Below are 20,300 nucleotides of genomic sequence, written 5' to 3'. Positions count from 1 at the left end.
TTATTCGGTTTAATCGGATTAAAGGCATTTTAGCAAGGGCGTTATGTCGGGCATTACCCCTCGCCATAAATAAAAGGCGTGGGCAGCTTGACCAACAAGCATTCCAAAGCCATCGCTATAATGTTGTACACCTTGCTGTTTAGCAAGAGCAATAAAGGGCGTGTCTTCGCCTTTGCTGTATTGCATATCATACACCGCACCTGCTTGTTGCAAAATGGTTGGAGCAATGGCTACGGTTTGACCTTGTAAGCCTAAAGAAGTGGCATTGATAATAAGATCAAATTTTTGCACGGGAATATCAGTAAGGGTACAACCTTGAATATTGCCGTAGGCGTTGAATTTTTCCGCTAATTCCGTTGCTTTAGCTAAGGTGCGGTTAGCCAGCAAAATATTTTGTTTTGCTTGTAATAGGGGGAAGAGTACGCCTTTGGTTGCGCCACCTGCGCCTAAAATGAGTACTGATTGTTGCGGTTTGAGCCAGCCTAAGTGTTGTAAATCGCTCACCAAGCCTGCACCGTCTGTGTTGTCAGCATAAAGTGTACCGTCGGGTAATTTTTTCAGCGTATTACAGGCAGTGGCGAGCAAACAACGTTCACTATGTTGATCCGCCAATTGAAATGCGCGCTCTTTGAATGGGGCAGTGATATTGCAACCTTTTGCCCCTTCAGCAAAAAAGCCGAGGAGTTGTTGTTCAAAGTGTTGTTCATCACCGAGCATTGCCACATAGTCTAATGTTTGCTGAGTTTGTTGGGCAAAAATTTGGTGAATTTGTGGTGATTTGCTTTGAGCAATGGGATTTCCCCAAACAGCATATTTATCCATAAAAATCCTTATTAACCTTGACGGAAAAGTTGTTGTGTAAACAGATCGCGTATTTCTGAAGGGTTTGTTGCGTTTCCCACCGCCATTTTTAACACAGGAAAGTGTTCGCCAAACTGGGCTTTCACGGCTTGATAGGTGCGACAAGGCGGTAAGCCGGTTAAATTGGCACTGGTGGAAGTGAGTGCAAAGCCCGCTTGTTCGCAGAGCTGTTTTACCGCAGGGTGATCGCTAATACGAACGGCAATAGTAGAGAACTGTCCCGTGAGAAATTTCGGTGTTGTTGGCTTTGCCGGTACCACCCACGTGGTCGGGTGATCATAATGGGCATTCAAGCGTTGCCAGTGCGTTTCATTAAGCTTACGTTCATCAATAAAAGGCAACAGAAAATCTAACTGCGGTGCGATTAAAATCAACCCTTTTTCCACAGGGCGCTGTTTTAAAAGCAATAATTTTTGCACCGCACTTTCACTGAGAGGATTACAGCCCAAGCCAAACACCGCTTCGGTGGGGTAGGCGATGACTTCATTTTGTTTTAATAGCTCAACGAGTTGAGCGATATTCTGTTCGTTATTCATTGTCTGTTTCAAATTGATGACGACACGCTTTGTTGGCACATAACCAAATGCGACGCAAAGTGCGGTCGGTTTTTTCTTCTTTTTTCAGCGTACTTATCGGATAACCACATTGAGGACAAGGCACTGCATAGGGTTGGCTGGCAAGGGTAAATTTACATTTTGGAAACTGATTACAGCCATAAAACACCTTGCCTTGGCGTCCGCGTCGTGGCACAAGGCTACCCTTTCCACAAGCAGGACAAGGCAGATGCTCTTGTTCGGGTTCAAGCTCTTCGTGAACGATATAATCACATTGTGGATAATCACTACACCCGATGAACATACCAAATTGCCCTTGTTTTAATTGTAAAAAATGACCGCACTTTGGACAATGTTGGTCTAATTCTTTCAAGACTTTTGTTTCGTGAGTGGGGTGTAAAGGCTTGATAAAATCGCATTGTGGGTAGGCACTGCAACCTAAAAATAACCCTTTTTTGCCTTTTTTAATCTGTAATAGCGAACCACATTGTGAGCAATGTTCGTCGTGTTTGCTGGCTTGAAATAGGCTTTTACTCATCACATTTCTCACTTGATGCGAATAAACTTATCCCAACTTGGCGAAGCAATTGGGCGGTTTCAAACACGGGCAACCCCATCACACCGCTAAAACTGCCATCAATACGCGAAATAAATAGTCCACCTAGCCCTTGAATCCCATAAGCACCCGCTTTATCCATTGGCTCACCAGTGGCGATATAAGCCAAAATATCTTGCTTAGTCAATGAGCTAAAGGTAACTTGGCTCGTTTGTACAAGGCTATGGATTTGATTAGGCAAACTGACACACACAGCAGTTAGCACTTGGTGCGTTTTACCTGAAAGCAAGCTAAGCATTTGTACCGCTTGGGCTTCATCTTGTGGCTTGCCTAAAATTTCCCCATCGCAAACCACGCTAGTATCTGCGGATAAAATAGGTAAGTGCGGTAAAAAATTAGCACGTTTTTCAAGTTGTTGGCATGCGGCGTGATTTTTCTCTTGCGCCATTCTGCGTACATAATCCACGGGCAGTTCATCGGCATTTGGGGTTTCATCAATATCCGCATTAAAGATTTCCACTTCCAGCCCCAACTGTTGTAACAGTTGTAAACGACGAGGGCTTTGCGAGGCAAGATAAAGTTGAGGTTGTTTTGACATTTTTTCCGCTGATTAAACAAAAATTGCATTATACTTTATTATAGTTCTGTAAAGATTTCATCTGAAAAATCTACCGCACTTTGTTTGATTGATGATCTTAATTTGAACGAAGAAAAAAGCGCGGGGAAAATTTTGTTAATTTTTAGGAAAAATAATGATCGAATTTACACAATCTCAATGGCTTGGTATAACCATCCTATTGCTTATTTTATCCTTGGTGCTGTTTTTTATTAGCACTAAATATCAACGAGATAAGCAACAACTTGCCCAAGAACTGAATAAAAATGTCAATGATTTTAACCTGTTATTGGAAAAGTATGAAGCCTTGTCGCAACTGCGTTACCAGCTTGAGCAGGACAGTGTGAAAGCGCAAACACGCGCGGAAGGGTTGCAAACACGGCTGAATGAACGTGATGAAAAAATCCAATATTTACAACAAGAATTGGACGAAGAACAAGCTCGCCACGGAAATATTGCAGAGAAAATCACAAGCCTTAAAGAACAATTTGGTATCGCCACTGCACAAGTGCATAGCTTACAACATCAGTTAAATCAAAGTCGTGCAGAATTAAAAAGCAAGCAGCAGGAGTATGCCGATTTAAACGAAAAATCCACCGCACTTTTACAACAATTTACCGAACTCAAAACCACGTTAGCGGAAAAAGAAAAACATTTTACTCAGCAACAGGAAGATTTTGTTCAAACAAAACAGCAACTCAGCGTTGAATTTCAAAATTTGGCGAATCGTATTTTGGAAGAAAAGAGCCAAAAGTTCGATCAAACCAATCAAGCTAGCCTTGATGCCTTGTTAAAGCCATTTCGTGAGCAAATTGAAGGTTTCCAAAAACGCGTAAATGAAATTCATTCGGAATCCTTAAAGGGCAATGCCAGCCTTGAAAGTGAAATTAAAAAAGTGTTAGACGTGGGACTTGCAATGTCGCAAGAGGCGAATAATCTCACTTCTGCTTTAAAAGGGGAAAAGAAAACGCTAGGCAATTGGGGGGAAATTCAGCTTGAACGCGCCTTGCAATTAGCTGGCTTGGTAGAAAATGATCACTATAAAGCACAAGATCATTTCCGCAATGCAGAAGGCAAATCGAATTATCCTGATTTTGTGGTGTATTTACCCGATAACAAACATTTAATTATTGATAGCAAAATGTCCCTTGTTGCCTATGAAAATGCGGTCAGTGCGGACAATGAGCAAAGCCAACAGCAATTTTTGCGTGAACACCACAAGGCGATCAAAAATCATATTGATGAGCTATCACGCAAGGATTACAGCAATTTAATTGGCGTGCATAGCCCTAATTTTGTGCTGATGTTTATTGCGGTTGAGCCAGCTTATATTGAGGCAATGAAACAGGATAGCAATTTGTTTAATTACGCCTATGAAAAAAACGTCATTTTAGTTTCTCACACCACCTTAATGCCGATTTTACGCACTGTTGCAAATTTATGGCGGATTGAACGAGGTAATGCGGAAGCACGAGAAATCAGTGGTAAGGCGGGGGATATTTATAATCAAATGTGCTTGGTGGCGGAACGTCTTGCTAAATTGGGAAATAGCTTGGCAACGGTAAGCGGGCATTATAATCACGCCGTTACCGCCTTTGCTGGGCAACAAGGTTTAGCAGGAAAAATTGAGCGATTTAAAGATTTCTCTGCCAAAGCTAACAAAGTGATGCCACAGGTTGAGCTATTACATAATGATCTTGATTTAGCGAAACTCAGCGCAATTTCAGCGGATCAGATTAAACCCGAAAATCATTGATATTTTGGTAAAAAACAGGTAATTTCATCGCCCACATAAAATGATGAAGGAACGAAGAGTAAACACAGATGGAACATCAATCTATGACATCAAAAGAATCGGTAAAATATAGAACCCCCGTCATATTTAGCCAAATTATTTTTGCTAGCCGCTGGTTACAATTACCCATTTATCTCGGCTTAATTGTCGTACAAGGGATTTATGCCTATAAATTTATGAAATCGCTATGGGAACTTATCTCAAATCTGCAAGAGCTAGATTCCAACGCCATTATGCTTTCCGTGTTAAATTTAATTGATGTGGTAATGATTGCGAATTTATTGGTTATGGTGATCGTGGGCGGTTATGAAATTTTCGTTTCTAAGCTACACACAGATGGGCATCCTGATGAGCCTGAATGGCTAAGCCACGTTAATGCTTCCGTGTTGAAAGTAAAACTTTCTATGTCAATTATCAGTATTTCCTCTATTCATATGCTACAAACTTTCGTCAATGCAGCAAATATGCCAGAAGAAACGATGAAGTGGCAATTATTGCTCCATTTAGGCTTTTTGGTTTCTGCCATCGCAATGGCTTATACCGATAAAATTCTGTATAGCACCAGCCATAAAAATCATTAATTTTTCCTTGTTTGCTGGGGCTTGCAACCTGCTAAGGCGATGAGCAAAAAATAGGTAGGGCGTTTAAGTTTAAGCAGTTAAATCAGGGGCGTGGAAGAACGCCCCTTTCTTTTTCTTGTGGCGATACTGCGCTAGCGAAATGTGTATTAGACCATTTTCTTTAATTGATACAAATAGGCTAAGGCTTGTTTTGGTGTCATTTCATCAGGATCGAGATTTTCTAACATTTTTAGCACCGCACTTTGATTTTCCTCTTCGTCTATCAAATGCAATTCGCCTTGTAGTTGCTGATTTATCGGATTTGTTAAGTGCGGTGTATTTTCTGATAATTTTTCTAATTGGGTTAATTTTTGCTTCGCTAATTTTATTACGGCTTTGGGAACGCCTGCCAGTGCGGCCACCGCTAAGCCGTAACTTTTACTTGCCGCTCCTTCTTGCACTGCGTGCATAAAGGCGATGGTGTCGTTATGTTCCACCGCATCTAAATGCACATTGGCGATCCCTTTTAACTGCTCAGGCAAGACGGTAAGCTCAAAATAATGGGTGGCAAATAAGGTGAGTGAGCGGACTTTTTGTGCCAACCATTCCGCGCAAGCCCACGCAAGAGAAAGTCCATCATAGGTGGATGTGCCGCGTCCAATTTCATCAATCAGTACTAAGCTGTTTGCGGTGGCTTGGTGCAAAATATTTGCCATTTCTGTCATTTCAACCATAAAAGTTGAACGCCCTGATGCAAGATCATCTGAGGCACCAATACGCGTGAAAATGCGGTCGAGCGGTCCAATCACCGCACTTTCTGCTGGCACGAAAGAGCCTATATAAGCCATTAATGCGATCAATGCGGTTTGACGCATATAGGTACTTTTTCCCCCCATATTCGGCCCTGTTATGATCAATAAATGGCGATTAGCACTCAGATTTACTGGGTTTGCAATAAAAGGGCTTTTTGATACCTGCTCCACCACTGGGTGGCGACCATTTTCGATATTCACACCGATTTCATCACTAAAAGTGGGGGCGACATAATTTAGGGTTTCCGCTCTTTCAGCCAAGTTGGTGAGCACATCTAGCTCTGCTAAGGCAAGGCTCGCCAACTGCAATGCACCTAAGTGCGGTAATAATTCATCAAAAATTTGCTCATAAAGTTGCTTTTCCAGAGCAAGGGAAGCCCCTTTTGCCTTCAGTACTTTATCTTCATAGGTTTTTAATTCGGGAATAATGTAACGTTCCGCATTTTTTAAAGTTTGACGGCGTACATAATGAATGGGGGCTTTGTGTGCTTGCCCTTGCGGAATTTGAATATAGTAGCCGTGTACGGCATTAAAGCCAATTTTCAGGCTATCAATCCCAGTAGTTTCTCGTTCTCGTTGTTCCAGTTCTTCCAAATAACGGGTTGCACCGTCAGAAAGGGCGCGCCATTCATCAAGCTCTGCATTAAATCCTTCCGCAATAACGCCACCATCGCGAATTAATAAAGGCGGATTTTCAATAATCGCGCGTTCTAATAAATCTAATTGTGGTGAAAAGTCGGCAATCTGTTGAGAAAATGCGGTAAATTGCGGACAGTTTTGTTGATTAAGATAATGTTGAATGGCGGGAATTTGTGCCAATGCCGTACGTAAACGAGTGAGATCTCTTGGTCGTGCTGAACGCAATGCCACGCGTGCTAAAATACGTTCCATATCCCCGACTTGTTGTAAGTGCGGTTGAAATTCTGCGATTAAATCTTGCTGTAAAATTTGGCTAATGGTTTGTTGGCGTAAGGTTAATTTTTCACGATCACGAATGGGTTGGTGAATCCAACGCTTCAACAAACGACTGCCCATTGGTGTTACGCATTTATCTAATACAGAAGCTAATGTATGTTCTGTGCCACCAGCAAGATTTTGCGTAAGCTCTAGGTTTCGTCTTGTTGCGGCATCTAACTGAATATTATCGGTATTTTGCAGTAAACTCAGACTTTGAATATGAGGTAACGCGGTTCGTTGGGTCTCTTTTGCATATTGTAATAAACAGCCCGCTGAACAAAGTCCAAGCACCGCTTTTTCTACGCCAAACGCGCGCAAATCTTGCGTACCAAATTGACGATTGAGTTGTTCAATTGCGGTTTTTAATTCAAATTCCCAAACAGGGCGACGGCGTAAGCCTTTCATATTTTCAATTAAGTGAAACGCCTCAAAATCTTCACAATATAAGAGTTCAACAGGTTGAATACGTTGTAATTCTGCTTGTAAGCTCTCTTTACTCGCTGGCTCACTTAACTGAAAACGTCCTGAGGTCATATCTAATGTTGCCAAACCAAACTTGTCTTTTTCCTGATAAACAGCGGCAATCAGATTATCCTGACGTTCAGGTAATAATGCTTCATCACTGATTGTTCCGGGGGTAACAATGCGTACAATTTGACGTTCTACCGGCCCTTTTGCTGTGGTAGGATCGCCAACTTGCTCACAAATCGCCACACTTTCGCCTAGCTGAACTAATTTTGCTAAATAACCTTCCACCGCGTGATAGGGTACACCTGCCATTGGAATCGGTTGCCCTGCTGACTGCCCACGTTTAGTTAAGGAAATATCCAACAATGCCGCCGCTTTTTTAGCATCATCATAAAATAATTCATAAAAATCCCCCATTCGGTAAAACAACAAAATCTCTGGGTTTTCCGCCTTTAAGCGTAAATATTGCTGCATCATTGGGGTGTGTTGTTCAAAATTAGTCATCAGGTTTACTCAATCTGTTATTTTCAATTTGGGCAAATTATAACGAAATTTTTCTTATTTGATACTGTACGAATTATTTTACTGCTAGCAATTAATGCGCTTTATTTTTTTATACCTTTAACCTCATTAGGCTGTTGCATAAAAAGTCTTATTTGGAATACACCTCACAAAATAGAAAAAAGATCAAAATTTTACTTGATACTGTATATCAATACAGCTATATTATGCAGCAATTCTGATGATGAATTTATAAGGATAAGCAAAATGGCTAAAGAAGAGAAAGCGAAAAAAAGCGAGAAACCACAAATTACCACTCAAGAAGAAAAACAAAAAGCGCTTGCGGCCGCACTTGGTCAAATTGAAAAGCAATTTGGTAAAGGGTCTATTATGAAATTGGGTGAAACCCAAGAATTAGATATTGAATCTATTTCTACTGGCTCACTTAGTTTAGACATTGCCTTAGGTATTGGTGGTTTGCCAATGGGGCGTATCGTAGAAATTTATGGGCCAGAATCTTCAGGAAAAACCACATTAACCCTTTCTGTTATTGCACAAGCACAAAAATTGGGTAAGACCTGTGCTTTCATTGATGCAGAACACGCTTTAGATCCTATCTATGCGGCAAAACTTGGGGTTGATGTAAAAGAATTGCTCGTTTCTCAACCAGATAATGGTGAAGAAGCATTAGAAATTTGTGATGCCTTGGTTCGTTCTGGTGCGATTGAAGTGGTGATAGTGGACTCTGTCGCTGCACTTACACCAAAAGCAGAAATTGAAGGGGATATGGGCGATGCACACGTCGGTTTACAAGCACGCTTAATGTCGCAAGCCTTGCGTAAACTAACGGGGCAAATCAAAAACTCAAACTGTTTGGTGATTTTTATCAACCAAATTCGTATGAAAATTGGTGTAATGTTTGGTAACCCAGAAACCACTACGGGTGGTAACGCCTTAAAATTCTATTCTTCTGTGCGTCTAGATATTCGTCGAGTAGGTGCAGTAAAAGATGGTGATGAAATCATCGGTAATGAAACGCGTGTCAAAGTGGTGAAAAATAAAGTGGCGCCACCATTCCGTCAAGTGGATTTCCAAATCCTTTATGGTGAAGGAATTTCACGCAACGGTGAATTAATTGAATTAGGTGTAAAACACAAATTAGTTGATAAAGCGGGCGCTTGGTTCTCTTATAACGGTGAAAAAATTGGTCAAGGCAAAGCGAATGCGATGAAATGGTTAGCAGAACACCCTGAACAAGCTCAAGAATTAGAAAATAAATTACGTGAAGAGCTTTTAGCTAATCCAGATAAATCCCTCATTGCAGATATTGAAGCCGATCAAAATGCAGAGATGGCAGAAATAGATTCTGAATTTTAAACCTTTCGATTAAGTAATATTAAAAAAGTGCGGTAATTTTTGACCGCACTTTTTCTAAATATAATTGACCTATAAAAGCGAGGAAAAATGACTTCATTGGCGTTAAATTATGTGGTGAACTTACTTGCTCGTCGTGAATATAGCGAATATGAATTACGTTGTAAAATGCAAGAAAAAGCCTTCAGTGAAGAGGAAATTGAACAGGCTTTGGCTTTTTGTCAGGAGAAAAATTGGCAAAGTGATCGCCGTTTTACAGAAAACTATTTACATTACCGATCACAAAAAGGCTATGGATTAAACCGCATTAAGCAAGAGCTTACTCAATTAAAAGGGATTTCATCAGAGACGTTAAATGATGTTCTTGCTGAAACGGAGATTAATTGGCCTGAGATTGCACAGACTGTTTTACGCAAAAAATTCCCTCTGTACGCCCAACAACAAGATTTTAAAATGAAACAAAAAATCTGGCGTTATATGCTTTCACACGGTTTTCAACGTGAAGAATTTGCTGATTTAGTCGGTGCGGGGGAAGATGATTTTTACTGAAAGAAATAAGATTGACTCAGCGCCTTTTCTTTTCTACAAAATATTTGCACAAATAGCCCTTTCTTCTTTGAGTGAACCTCACTCAATGATAAACTAACGCCAATTTTTTCTTAAATAATGAATATAGGAAACAACAATGCGAGCGAGTCGATATTTATTTGCTACTTTAAAAGAAACCCCAAATGATGCACAGGTGGTAAGCCATCAATTAATGCTACGTGCTGGAATGGTACGCCCTTTAGCCTCAGGGCTTTATAACTGGCTACCAACAGGGTTGCGCGTACTCAAAAAAGTGGAAAATATTGTACGTGAAGAAATGAATAAAAGTGGTGCAATTGAAGTAGAAATGCCCGTTGTTCAACCCGCTGAATTATGGCAAGAATCCCAACGTTGGGAACAATATGGCCCAGAATTATTACGCTTTCAGGATCGTGGGCAACGTGATTTCGTCCTCGGCCCAACCCACGAAGAAGTGATTACGGATTTAGTTCGCCGTGAAGTGAGTTCTTATAAACAACTTCCGCTTAATTTATACCAAATTCAAACCAAATTCCGTGATGAAGTGCGTCCACGTTTTGGGGTAATGCGCGGTCGCGAATTTTTAATGAAAGATGCCTATTCTTTCCACACAACAAAAGAAAGTTTGCAAGAAACCTATGAGGTGATGTACCAAACTTACAGCAACATTTTTACCCGTTTAGGTTTAGATTTCCGTGCTGTTCAGGCGGATACGGGTTCTATCGGTGGGAGTGCCTCGCACGAATTCCAAGTGCTAGCACAAAGTGGCGAAGATGATATCGTGTTTTCCACAGAATCTGATTTTGCAGCGAATATTGAACTCGCAGAAGCAGTCGCTCAAGGTGAACGAGCCGTTCCAACATTAGCAATGGAATTAATTGACACGCCTAATGCCAAAACAATCAATGAGCTTGTTGAGCAATTTAATGTGCCAATAGAAAAAACCGTGAAAACGCTGATTGTCAAAGGTGCAAATGACGCTCAACCATTGATTGCGTTAATCATCCGTGGCGATCACAACTTAAACGAAATCAAAGCACAAAAATTAGCACAAGTGGCTGATCCTCTCGAATTTGCTGATGAAGCTGACATTAAAGCGAAAATTGGTGCAAGTGTTGGTTCTCTTGGGCCTGTAAATTTACCGATCCCAGCCATTATTGATCGTAGTGTGGCATTAATGAGTGATTTCTCAGCTGGCGCAAATATTGATGGCAAACATTATTTTAATATTAACTGGGAACGTGATGTACCAATGCCAGAAATCGCAGATTTGCGCAATGTAGTAGAAGGTGATCCTAGCCCAGATGGTAAAGGGTCATTATTAATCAAACGTGGTATTGAAGTCGGACATATTTTCCAACTGGGTACAAAATATTCTGAAGCAATGAAAGCCACTGTACAAGGCGAAGACGGTCGCCCACAAACGATGATTATGGGCTGTTACGGTATTGGCGTGAGCCGTGTGGTTGCCGCTGCGATTGAACAAAGCCACGATGAGCGTGGCATTATTTGGCCAACAGATGCCATTGCACCGTTTACCGTTGCTATCGTCCCAATGAATATGCACAAATCAGAAAGCGTGCAAGAATTTGCAGAAAATTTGTACCGCACTTTACTTGCTGAAGGAATTGAAGTGATTTTTGATGATCGTAAAGAACGCCCGGGTGTAATGTTTGCAGATATGGAACTCATTGGTGTACCGCATATGTTAGTAATTGGTGAGAAAAACCTGCAAAATGGCGAAATAGAATACAAAAATCGCCGAACAGGTGAAAAACAGATGATCAACAAAGATCAATTAGTCGAATTTGTGAAACAACAAATCAAATACTAAATAACGGAATTGGGCGGCAAAAGTCGCCCAATTTTTTATAGGGGCAACATTAAAATTTGCATAATATTCCGACCGCACTTTTTCCTTGCGTGATCTTGCCCTAAAACATAGAATAGCCCTCGTAAAAATGAGATTAGCTCATTTTGTAAACGATATTGAGTAGTAGATTTTTAATGACTGAACAACAAACCAGCTTTGCGGATCAAAAACGCAAAACCGTTGAAACCGCTGAATTTACCGCAGACGGACGCTACAAACGTAAAGTGCGTAGTTTTGTATTGCGTACAGGACGATTAAGTGATTTTCAACGTAATATGATGAATGCGAATTGGCCAACTTATGGTTTAGCACATCAAACAGAACCTTTTGATTTTAAAAATATTTATGGCAATGATAAGCCCGTTATTTTAGAAATTGGCTTTGGGATGGGAAAATCCCTTGTTGAAATGGCGGAACAACATCCAGATAAAAATTATCTCGGCATTGAAGTGCATACTCCCGGCGTGGGGGCTTGCATTGCTTATGCGGTGGAAAAAAACGTGAAAAATTTACGTGTTATTTGCCACGATGCCACAGAAATTTTACGCGATTGCATTGCAGACAGTAGCCTTGCTGGTTTACAGCTCTTTTTCCCTGATCCTTGGCATAAAGCTAAGCATCACAAACGCCGTATCGTACAGCCAAATTTTGTGCAAACAGTTTGCCAAAAGCTTGTTAGTCAAGGCTTTATTCATATGGCAACAGATTGGGAAAACTATGCAGAACAAATGTTAGACGTGTTGCAAAATAATCCGCAGTTACGCAATACATCTGCCACCAATGATTATATTCCACGCCCAGAAAGCCGTCCGCTGACGAAGTTTGAACAGCGCGGTCACCGCTTAGGACACGGTGTATGGGATTTATATTTTATTAAAACTGAATAATATCACTCAAATAATACGAGGAGAAAACAATGGCAATTCAACGTAACAGAAGACAACGCAAAAAAATGCACCTTGCCGAATTCCAAGAATTAGGCTTTTTAGTAAACTGGCAATTTCCTGAAAATACGCCAATTGATACAATTGACGAGGTTGTTGATCGTTTTATCAACGAAGTGATTCGCCCAAATGGCTTAGCTTATGAAGGTAGTGGTTATTTGCATTGGGAAGGTTTAGTCTGTTTAGAAAAAATTGGAAAATGTGATGAAAATCACCGCGAGTTAGTGAGAAACTGGTTAGAAACCAATGGATTACAGCAAATTGAAATTAGTGAACTGTTTGATATTTGGTGGGAATATCCAGCAAAATAATGGGATTATAAACAAAGTTTATTTTTTGTTGTTAATAAGCGTATGTAATCCCGTTGCGGATATATTTTGATTTAGGGGAGGATGATTTCTCCCCTTAATGTTATACGGCTCATTAAATTCATCACTATCACCAAAATAATATCATCTACCTTATACTTTTAAGTAAGCCCCTAGTCAGCACTATTGTATGAGAAAGGGGCTTAAATTGCCTATTTAGCCCATTATTAAAAAACTGGAACTCAATAACGCCAACGTTTTTGAATCTGCTTGCTGATAATCTTTCGGTATTTAAGTTTGATTGTATCTTTGGTTTAGTTGCCGAGTTATAGCCTTTGTAATAATGTTCTTACTTCAAGCCATAAATATACATATTTATTTGCTGTTATTTTTTATTGGATTACCCTCTTTTATAAGGACTATGCTAGATTTATTGTTGCAAAATATGCAATATTTAATTTTAATAATATCAATTTACGCAATGTAAAGAAACGGTATAATTCCGCCATAATAAGTGACAAACACAATATCTCAACATAAGGATACAAAATGGCTAATTATTTCAATACATTAAACTTACGCCAACAATTAGATCAATTAGGTCGTTGTCGTTTTATGGATCGCGAAGAATTTTCTGATGAAGCGAATTTCTTAAAAGGTAAGAAAATTGTTATCGTCGGGTGCGGTGCGCAAGGCTTAAACCAAGGGTTAAATATGCGGGATTCTGGTTTAGATATCAGTTATGCGTTACGCCCAGAAGCCATTGCAGAAAAACGTGCGTCTTTCCAACGTGCCACTGAAAATGGGTTTAATGTTGGGACTTACCAAGAACTGATTCCAAGTGCCGATTTGGTGATTAATTTAACGCCTGATAAACAGCATAGTAAAGTGATCGCCGATGTGATGGGATTAATGAAAGAAGGTGCGGCACTAGGGTATTCTCACGGGTTAAACATTGTTGAAGTGGGCGAGCAAATTCGTCCAGACATTACCGTTGTGATGGTTGCACCTAAATGCCCGGGTACAGAAGTGCGTGAAGAATATAAACGTGGTTTTGGTGTACCAACGCTTATTGCCGTTCACCCTGAAAACGATCCAAAAGGTGAAGGTATGGCGATCGCAAAAGCTTGGGCTGCGGCGACAGGTGGACATCGTGCCGGTGTATTAGAATCTTCCTTTGTCGCAGAAGTGAAATCTGACTTAATGGGAGAACAAACCATCCTTTGCGGTATGTTACAAGCGGGGTCAATTCTTTGTTATGACAAATTAGTGGCTGACGGTAAAGATCCTGCTTATGCTGGGAAATTAGTGCAATATGGCTGGGAAACCATCACCGAAGCCTTAAAACAAGGTGGTATCACACTTATGATGGATCGTCTATCCAACAGCGCTAAATTACGTGCCTTTGAACTTGCAGAAGAAATTAAACAAGAGTTGGATTTCTTATTCAAGAAACATATGGACGATATTATCAGCGGTGAATTTTCCCGTGTGATGATGGAAGATTGGGCAAATGGCGATGCTAATCTATTAAAATGGCGTGAAGAAACAGGAAAAACCGCCTTTGAAAATGCACCAAAAGCAGAAGGAATCAAAATCAGCGAACAAGAATATTTTGATAACGGTGTATTAATGGTTGCAATGGTAAAAGCAGGCGTGGAGTTGGCGTTCGATACGATGGTTTCAGCGGGCATCTTTGAAGAATCTGCTTATTATGAATCCTTACACGAATTACCATTAATCGCAAACACCATTGCACGTAAACGCTTATATGAAATGAATGTAGTTATTTCAGATACGGCAGAATATGGAAACTACCTCTTTGCTAATGTTGCAGCACCAATTTTAGCGAAAACAGTAATGCAACATTTACAACGTGGTGATTTGGGTGAACCAACCCCAACCGTAGAAATTGACAATATCACCTTACGTGATGTGAATGATGCAATCCGCAACCACCCAATTGAATTAATCGGTCAAGAATTGCGTGGTTATATGACAGATATGAAACGCATTTCTTCACAAGGATAAGTCGTTGCTTGAACTAGAAAGCCAGCATAATTGCTGGCTTTTTTGTTGATAAAAAATGTTATAAAAATGCACCGCACTTTACTAGGTGGCAAAATAAAATGAACTAATTGCTAAATAAATTGCCATATTAAGGAAATAACTATTGAGGAAGTTCTTATGGATTTTAACCAAATTTTAAATCAAGTATTTAACGTTGCTAAAGATCAACTAGGTAAAACAATGAATGGTAATTCCACCGCTGACAAAATTACTAAAGCGGGCGGCGGTGCTGCAGCAATTGGATTGCTTTCTATGATTTTAGGACGTAATGGTGGGGCAAGTCTGACCAAGTTAGGTTCTCTTGCCGCACTTGGTAGCTTGGCGTATCAGGCTTATCAACAATATCAACAAAAAAATTCGCAAAATTCTACCGCACTTAGCGAAGAAACCTTTGTCGATACCGCAGAAAAGGCAACGTCAGGACAACTAATTTTACAAACAATGATTGCCGCTGCAGCAGCTGATGGCGCTATTACTGATGAAGAAAAACAAGTCATCATTACTGAGGCAGGGAATGATCCCGAGGTGTATCATTGGTTAGAACAACAAATCAGCCAACCGATTTCTATTGCTCAGATCGCTCAACAAGTCGGCAACGATACCGCATTAGCTTCACAAGTCTATTTGGCCGCCCGTGTCGTGTGCGGTGAATTAGATCGTAAAGAAATTATCTTTCTAGCCAATCTTGCCACAGCATTAAATCTTGATGATGCTTTAGTTGAACAATTAGAGAAACAAGCGGGTTTCTAATTGCATCAAAGGTCGCTTTTAAATCAAACGGTGTGTTTAACAACACACCGTTTTTGTTTGTCGTCGGATAGATACAATGAAGAAATCATATTCCCTCTTTTCTCGTAGTGTAGAAGAGAGATTGAAGTGCGGTGCTTTTTTAGCAATTTTCTTGTTTTTTCACATCGTCCCACAATAGGTCGAGTTCTGTCAGTGTGCTGCTTTGCAACGATTTACCTTGTTGTTTGACACGCGTTTCTACTTGACGAAAACGGCGTTCAAATTTTTGATTCGCTTTGCGTAAGGCTTCTTCTGGGCAGCAATGCAGATGGCGGCTTAAATTCACCACAGCAAAAAGTAAATCACCAATTTCTTCTTCAATTTTTGCTTGTTCTTGTTGTGGACGAGCAAGTTCAGTTTGTACCTCTTGCAGTTCTTCTTGCACTTTAGCTATAACAGGTTGGATGTTATCCCAATCAAAGCCGACTTTTGCACAGCGTTTCTGTAATTTTTCTGCTCGCATTAAGGCGGGGAAGGATTGGGGAATATTATCCAAAATGGATTGGTAGGCTTTATTTTTATTTTCTTGTGCTTTGATTGTATTCCAATGACGCAGGGCTTCTTGCTCGTTGTGTGCTTTTGCTTCACCGAAAACGTGTGGATGGCGACGCAAAATTTTTTCTGCCACCTCATTGATAACCTCATCAAAGGTGAACAAATTATCTTCTTTGGCAAGTTGGCTGAAAAAGACCACTTGGAGCAATAAATCGCCGAGTTCTTCGCGTAAATTGTCCGTATTTTGTTGTTCGATTGCTTCCACCACTTCATAGCTTTCTTCTAATAAGTGCGGGATCATTGTTTGATAGGTTTGTTCAAGATCCCAAGGACAGCCTCCATTTGGATCACGCAATTTGGCAATGAGTTGTACAAAATCTTGAATAGAATAGTTCATTTTTATCCTTTATTTATCAGGGTTGGCACGCAAGAAATGGGGCGATAATAGCACAATGTTTAGTGGGCTTAAGTAAAAATTTATGGCGAATTGCGATTTTTTTACAAATAAAAATAAATGTTTTTTCTAAAACGTGATCAAGTGCAAATTTTTTTTATTTGACTAGTGCTAGTATTACATCAAAAGAAATTGATTAACCTCTAAGATAATAAGGAGTTAGTTATGTATAAACACATTTTAGTTGCTGTTGATCTTTCTGAAGAAAGTGCATTCTTGGTGGAAAAAGCGGCAGGCGTTGCCAAACGCAATGAGGCGAAGTTATCCATTATCCACGTTGATGTAAACTTCTCTGATCTTTATACGGGGTTAATTGATGTGAATATGTCTTCAATGCAGGATCGTATTTCCACCGAAACCCATCAAGCCTTAGTTCAATTAGCGGAGCAATCTAGCTATCCAGTTTCAGAGAAACTAAGTGGTAGTGGTGATTTAGGGCAGGTTTTAGCGGATGCCATTGATAAATATGATGTGGATTTATTGGTGACAGGTCATCACCAAGATTTTTGGAGTAAATTGATGTCTTCCACTCGCCAAGTGATGAACACAATTAATGTTGATATGTTAGTTGTTCCATTACGCGAAGAATAGCGATTTAGCTGATTTATTCTGATTTGTGATCTGTACTTTGGCGATGAAAAACATCATCGGAAAAAGTGCAGATCCTTTTTATTTTGGGAATTGAAAAAAGTTTTTTCTAAATGTTAAAAATGTGCCAAAATAGCAAGATTCGTAACGAATTTAATGAAGATAAAATAAGGCAATTTAATGAAAACAACCGCAGAAATTAGAAAATCATTTCTTGATTTTTTTCATAGTAAAGGGCATCAAATTGTCCCAAGTAGTTCACTGGTTCCAGAAAATGATCCTACATTATTATTCACCAATGCAGGAATGAACCAATTTAAAGATGTATTTCTTGGTTTAGATAAACGCGCTTATACCCGTGCAACCACCGCTCAACGTTGTGTGCGTGCAGGTGGAAAACATAATGATTTAGAAAATGTGGGTTATACCGCGCGTCATCATACGTTTTTTGAAATGTTAGGTAATTTCAGCTTTGGCGATTATTTCAAACAAGATGCGATCACTTTTGCTTGGGAATATTTAACTTCAAGCGCGTGGTTAGGCTTACCAAAAGAGAAACTTTGGGTAACCGTATATGAAACCGATGATGAAGCCTATGATATTTGGCATAAACAAGTAGGCGTGCCAGCTGAGCGTATTATTCGTATCGGCGATAACAAAGGCGCACCTTATGCTTCGGATAACTTCTGGCAAATGGGCGATACAGGTCCTTGCGGTCCTTGTACAGAAATTTTCTACGATCACGGTGATCACATTTGGGGAGGTCCACCGGGTTCACCAGAAGAAGATGGCGATCGCTATATTGAAATCTGGAATATCGTATTTATGCAGTTTAACCGCCAAGCAGATGGCACGATGGAAAAATTGCCAAAACCGTCAGTGGATACGGGAATGGGGTTAGAGCGTATTACGGCGGTATTACAACACGTTAATTCCAACTATGATATTGATATTTTCAAAGTATTGATTGCCAAAGCGGCAGAATTAACGGGGGAGAAAGATTTAACTAATAAATCCTTGCGTGTCATCGCCGATCACATTCGCTCTTGTGCTTATTTAATTGCAGACGGCGTGTTGCCTTCTAATGAAGGGCGAGGCTATGTGTTACGCCGTATTATTCGCCGAGCAGTGCGCCACGGGCATTTACTTGGTGCGAAAGACGCCTTTTTCTACAAGCTTGTGCCAACTCTTGCAGAAGTAATGGCTGAAGCAGGGAAAGAGATTAAAGAAAATCAAGTACATATCGAAAAAATCTTACGCTTAGAAGAAGAACAATTTGCACGTACCTTAGAGCGTGGCTTAGCGTTATTAGATGAGGCGTTAAGCCAAGTGAAAGATAACGTGCTTTCTGGTGAAGTTGCCTTCAAACTTTATGATACCTTTGGTTTCCCATTGGATCTTACCGCAGATGTGTGCCGTGAACGCAATATCGTGATTGATGAAGCGGGCTTTGAACGTGAAATGGAAGCACAACGCCAACGTGCGCAGTCGGCAAGTCAGTTTGGTATGGATTATAACAACGTTATCCGTGTGGACGGTTCAACGGCGTTTGAAGGTTATAGCGAATCAGAAAGTCTCGCAAAAATCACCGCACTTTTCTGTGAGGGAAAATCTGTAGAACAAATTAGCGCAGGACAACGTGCGGTAGTCATTTTAGAAAATACGCCATTTTATGCAGAATCTGGCGGTCAAGTGGGGGATACGGGGCGTTTAGAAGGGCAAAATGTCTTATTTAACGTCACAGACACGCAAAAATATGGTCAAGTGTTTGGGCATATTGGTGAATTAGCCGAAGGCACGTTAAGTGTTGGACAATCAGTAAATGCCGTGGTGGATGTAGCACGTCGTAAACAAATTTCCTTAAACCACAGTGCCACTCACTTATTACACGCCGCATTACGCCAAGTGTTGGGTAACCACGTTGCACAAAAAGGCTCATTGGTGTCAGACAATTTATTACGCTTTGATTTTGCGCAACCTGAAGCTATTTCTAAAGCACAATTGTTTGAAGTGGAAAAATTAGTCAATCAGCAAGTGCGTGCGAATCACCCTATTCAAACTGAGATTATGGACCTAGAGGCTGCGAAAGCAAAAGGCGCAATGGCATTATTTGGCGAAAAATACGCCGAACAAGTGCGTGTTTTGACAATGGGCGATTTTTCTATTGAACTTTGTGGCGGAATTCACGCCCAATATACAGGTGAAATTGGGTTATTCAAAATCATCAGTGAAAGTGCAATTGCGGCAGGAATTCGCCGTATTGAAGCCGTAACGGGAGAAACTGCGATTGATTGGCTTCACCAACAGCTTGGTGTGTTAAATCAAAGTGCAGATTTATTGAAATCTGATGTTTCCTCACTGACGGATAAAATTCACCAATTGCAAGATAAAGCGAAAAAAGCGGAAAAAGAATTGCAGCAATTAAAAGAAAAAGCGGCAATGCAAGCTGGATCGGATATTGCAAAAAGTGCGGTGAAAATTAACGGCGTTTCTGTGGTATTACAGCAACTCGACAGTATGGAAACAAAATCACTGCGTGTGATGGTTGATGATTTAAAAAATCAACTCGGTTCTGCCGTGATTGCCTTTGTTTCTGTCTTTGACGGTAAAGTCAATTTAGTTGTTGGTGTAACAGCGGATTTAACTGCAAAAGTAAAAGCGGGTGAGTTAGTTAATCTAATGGCACAACAAGTAGGCGGTAAAGGCGGCGGTCGTCCAGATATGGCGATGGCTGGTGGCTCACAGCCTGAAAATGCGGAAAAAGCCCTTGCTGTTTGTTCTGAATGGCTAAATTCTCACTTATAAAATAAAAATTTTGTGTCGTAGCTCACAACTTTGCATTTCAGTCGTCACGTTGTGAGCGTAAGTACGGTAATATTTTGGGGCGATGTACCCTAGGATATAAGGGGTAAATGATCGATAGGGATGTCGAAGAAAGGAAATGAGGAGGTTGTATGCTAATCTTAACCAGAAAAGTTGGCGAAAGCTTACTCATTGGTGATGAGATTTCTATTACGATATTAAGTGTTCGTGGTAATCAGATTAAAGTTGGTGTGAATGCACCAAAAGAAGTATCTGTCTATCGAGAAGAAATTTACCAACGTATTAGAGAAGCAAAAGATGAGCAATCATCTTAATTAGGAAAAGGAAGTGGATGT

At 40.3% G+C, this 20,300-nt stretch carries 18 protein-coding genes; 12 read left to right on the top strand and 6 right to left on the bottom strand.

All coding sequences use genetic code 11. From position 1 onward, the window contains the following. Positions 1 to 18: 18 nt before the first annotated feature. Genes aroE through L5B90_RS06965 form a run of 4 tightly spaced genes read right to left on the bottom strand, consistent with a single transcriptional unit; the run spans position 19 to position 2,569 of the window. Positions 19 to 822 (bottom strand): shikimate dehydrogenase, encoded by an 804-nt coding sequence (aroE, locus tag L5B90_RS06980; protein WP_265762463.1) that lies wholly within the window; start codon positions 820 to 822, stop codon positions 19 to 21. 11 nt (positions 823 to 833) lie between these two features. Continuing rightward, the gene (locus tag L5B90_RS06975; protein WP_265762462.1) at positions 834 to 1,397 is read right to left on the bottom strand and encodes a Sua5/YciO/YrdC/YwlC family protein; all 564 of its coding nucleotides are present in this window, start codon (positions 1,395 to 1,397) and stop codon (positions 834 to 836) included. Beyond that, positions 1,390 to 1,953 carry a DNA topoisomerase family protein gene (locus tag L5B90_RS06970; RefSeq protein ID WP_265762461.1) on the bottom strand — a complete coding sequence of 188 codons (564 nt, stop codon included), beginning with the start codon at positions 1,951 to 1,953 and terminating at the stop codon, positions 1,390 to 1,392. Before L5B90_RS06970 ends, L5B90_RS06975 begins: the two co-directional genes overlap by 8 nt. Continuing rightward, on the bottom strand, positions 1,946 to 2,569 hold the full coding sequence (locus tag L5B90_RS06965; RefSeq protein ID WP_265762460.1) for a Maf family protein: 624 nt from the start codon (positions 2,567 to 2,569) through the stop codon (positions 1,946 to 1,948). Before L5B90_RS06965 ends, L5B90_RS06970 begins: the two co-directional genes overlap by 8 nt. Positions 2,570 to 2,723: 154 nt before the next feature. Here L5B90_RS06965 and rmuC point away from each other — a divergent pair, with 154 nt between their 5' ends. Together rmuC and L5B90_RS06955 are read left to right on the top strand one after the other, a co-directional pair. Further along, positions 2,724 to 4,343, top strand: coding sequence for a DNA recombination protein RmuC (rmuC, locus tag L5B90_RS06960; protein WP_265762459.1), 1,620 nt, complete (start codon positions 2,724 to 2,726; stop codon positions 4,341 to 4,343). Between the two features lie 68 nt (positions 4,344 to 4,411). Then, positions 4,412 to 4,963 (top strand): TIGR00645 family protein, encoded by a 552-nt coding sequence (locus L5B90_RS06955; RefSeq protein ID WP_250351261.1) that lies wholly within the window; start codon positions 4,412 to 4,414, stop codon positions 4,961 to 4,963. 146 nt (positions 4,964 to 5,109) lie between these two features. Here L5B90_RS06955 and mutS read toward each other — a convergent pair whose 3' ends face one another. Next, positions 5,110 to 7,683: a DNA mismatch repair protein MutS gene (gene mutS, locus L5B90_RS06950; protein WP_265762458.1), complete on the bottom strand. Its 2,574-nt coding sequence runs from the start codon at positions 7,681 to 7,683 to the stop codon at positions 5,110 to 5,112. Positions 7,684 to 7,989: 306 nt separating this feature from the next. On the opposite strand from mutS, the gene recA reads away from it, so the two are divergent. From recA to L5B90_RS06915, 7 genes are all read left to right on the top strand, one after another. Next, the gene (gene recA, locus L5B90_RS06945; RefSeq protein WP_265762564.1) at positions 7,990 to 9,057 is read left to right on the top strand and encodes a recombinase RecA; all 1,068 of its coding nucleotides are present in this window, start codon (positions 7,990 to 7,992) and stop codon (positions 9,055 to 9,057) included. Positions 9,058 to 9,144: 87 nt separating this feature from the next. Further along, positions 9,145 to 9,603, top strand: a complete 459-nt coding sequence (gene recX, locus L5B90_RS06940) for a recombination regulator RecX (protein ID WP_265762457.1) — start codon at positions 9,145 to 9,147, stop codon at positions 9,601 to 9,603. Between the two features lie 136 nt (positions 9,604 to 9,739). Continuing rightward, positions 9,740 to 11,455, top strand: a complete 1,716-nt coding sequence (gene proS, locus L5B90_RS06935) for a proline--tRNA ligase (RefSeq protein WP_250363822.1) — start codon at positions 9,740 to 9,742, stop codon at positions 11,453 to 11,455. Positions 11,456 to 11,628: 173 nt separating this feature from the next. Next, complete coding sequence (gene trmB, locus L5B90_RS06930) at positions 11,629 to 12,381, top strand: tRNA (guanosine(46)-N7)-methyltransferase TrmB (protein WP_265762456.1); 753 nt, start codon at positions 11,629 to 11,631, stop codon at positions 12,379 to 12,381. 29 nt (positions 12,382 to 12,410) lie between these two features. Next, on the top strand, positions 12,411 to 12,749 hold the full coding sequence (locus L5B90_RS06925; protein WP_265762455.1) for a YggL family protein: 339 nt from the start codon (positions 12,411 to 12,413) through the stop codon (positions 12,747 to 12,749). Between the two features lie 546 nt (positions 12,750 to 13,295). Continuing rightward, positions 13,296 to 14,777: a ketol-acid reductoisomerase gene (ilvC, locus tag L5B90_RS06920; protein WP_250351278.1), complete on the top strand. Its 1,482-nt coding sequence runs from the start codon at positions 13,296 to 13,298 to the stop codon at positions 14,775 to 14,777. 156 nt (positions 14,778 to 14,933) lie between these two features. Beyond that, complete coding sequence (locus L5B90_RS06915) at positions 14,934 to 15,566, top strand: tellurite resistance TerB family protein (RefSeq protein WP_265762454.1); 633 nt, start codon at positions 14,934 to 14,936, stop codon at positions 15,564 to 15,566. A gap of 139 nt (positions 15,567 to 15,705) precedes the next feature. Here L5B90_RS06915 and mazG read toward each other — a convergent pair whose 3' ends face one another. Then, entirely contained in the window at positions 15,706 to 16,497 is a 792-nt protein-coding gene (mazG, locus tag L5B90_RS06910; protein ID WP_250351280.1) for a nucleoside triphosphate pyrophosphohydrolase, read from the bottom strand. A 222-nt stretch (positions 16,498 to 16,719) separates the two neighbouring features. On the opposite strand from mazG, the gene uspA reads away from it, so the two are divergent. From uspA to csrA, 3 genes are all read left to right on the top strand, one after another. After that, positions 16,720 to 17,145: a universal stress protein UspA gene (gene uspA / locus L5B90_RS06905; RefSeq protein ID WP_250351281.1), complete on the top strand. Its 426-nt coding sequence runs from the start codon at positions 16,720 to 16,722 to the stop codon at positions 17,143 to 17,145. A gap of 177 nt (positions 17,146 to 17,322) precedes the next feature. Further along, the gene (gene alaS / locus L5B90_RS06900; RefSeq protein WP_265762453.1) at positions 17,323 to 19,947 is read left to right on the top strand and encodes an alanine--tRNA ligase; all 2,625 of its coding nucleotides are present in this window, start codon (positions 17,323 to 17,325) and stop codon (positions 19,945 to 19,947) included. 149 nt (positions 19,948 to 20,096) lie between these two features. After that, positions 20,097 to 20,279, top strand: coding sequence for a carbon storage regulator CsrA (csrA, locus tag L5B90_RS06895; RefSeq protein WP_103854347.1), 183 nt, complete (start codon positions 20,097 to 20,099; stop codon positions 20,277 to 20,279). Positions 20,280 to 20,300: the final 21 nt, after the last annotated feature.

Origin of the sequence: Avibacterium sp. 20-129, from assembly GCF_026226845.1 — a bacterium.
GTDB lineage: Bacteria > Pseudomonadota > Gammaproteobacteria > Enterobacterales > Pasteurellaceae > Avibacterium.
This window is presented reverse-complemented; position numbering and strand designations above follow the sequence as displayed.

Coding starts and splice junctions, on each gene's coding strand:
- mutS (WP_265762458.1), bottom strand. CDS start 7,683: ATGACTAATTTTGAACAACACACCCCAATGATGCAGCAATATTTACGC.
- L5B90_RS06955 (WP_250351261.1), top strand. CDS start 4,412: ATGGAACATCAATCTATGACATCAAAAGAATCGGTAAAATATAGAACC.
- aroE (WP_265762463.1), bottom strand. CDS start 822: ATGGATAAATATGCTGTTTGGGGAAATCCCATTGCTCAAAGCAAATCA.
- uspA (WP_250351281.1), top strand. CDS start 16,720: ATGTATAAACACATTTTAGTTGCTGTTGATCTTTCTGAAGAAAGTGCA.
- alaS (WP_265762453.1), top strand. CDS start 17,323: ATGAAAACAACCGCAGAAATTAGAAAATCATTTCTTGATTTTTTTCAT.
- L5B90_RS06965 (WP_265762460.1), bottom strand. CDS start 2,569: ATGTCAAAACAACCTCAACTTTATCTTGCCTCGCAAAGCCCTCGTCGT.
- L5B90_RS06915 (WP_265762454.1), top strand. CDS start 14,934: ATGGATTTTAACCAAATTTTAAATCAAGTATTTAACGTTGCTAAAGAT.
- ilvC (WP_250351278.1), top strand. CDS start 13,296: ATGGCTAATTATTTCAATACATTAAACTTACGCCAACAATTAGATCAA.
- L5B90_RS06970 (WP_265762461.1), bottom strand. CDS start 1,953: ATGAGTAAAAGCCTATTTCAAGCCAGCAAACACGACGAACATTGCTCA.
- L5B90_RS06975 (WP_265762462.1), bottom strand. CDS start 1,397: ATGAATAACGAACAGAATATCGCTCAACTCGTTGAGCTATTAAAACAA.
- rmuC (WP_265762459.1), top strand. CDS start 2,724: ATGATCGAATTTACACAATCTCAATGGCTTGGTATAACCATCCTATTG.
- proS (WP_250363822.1), top strand. CDS start 9,740: ATGCGAGCGAGTCGATATTTATTTGCTACTTTAAAAGAAACCCCAAAT.
- L5B90_RS06925 (WP_265762455.1), top strand. CDS start 12,411: ATGGCAATTCAACGTAACAGAAGACAACGCAAAAAAATGCACCTTGCC.
- csrA (WP_103854347.1), top strand. CDS start 20,097: ATGCTAATCTTAACCAGAAAAGTTGGCGAAAGCTTACTCATTGGTGAT.
- trmB (WP_265762456.1), top strand. CDS start 11,629: ATGACTGAACAACAAACCAGCTTTGCGGATCAAAAACGCAAAACCGTT.
- mazG (WP_250351280.1), bottom strand. CDS start 16,497: ATGAACTATTCTATTCAAGATTTTGTACAACTCATTGCCAAATTGCGT.
- recX (WP_265762457.1), top strand. CDS start 9,145: ATGACTTCATTGGCGTTAAATTATGTGGTGAACTTACTTGCTCGTCGT.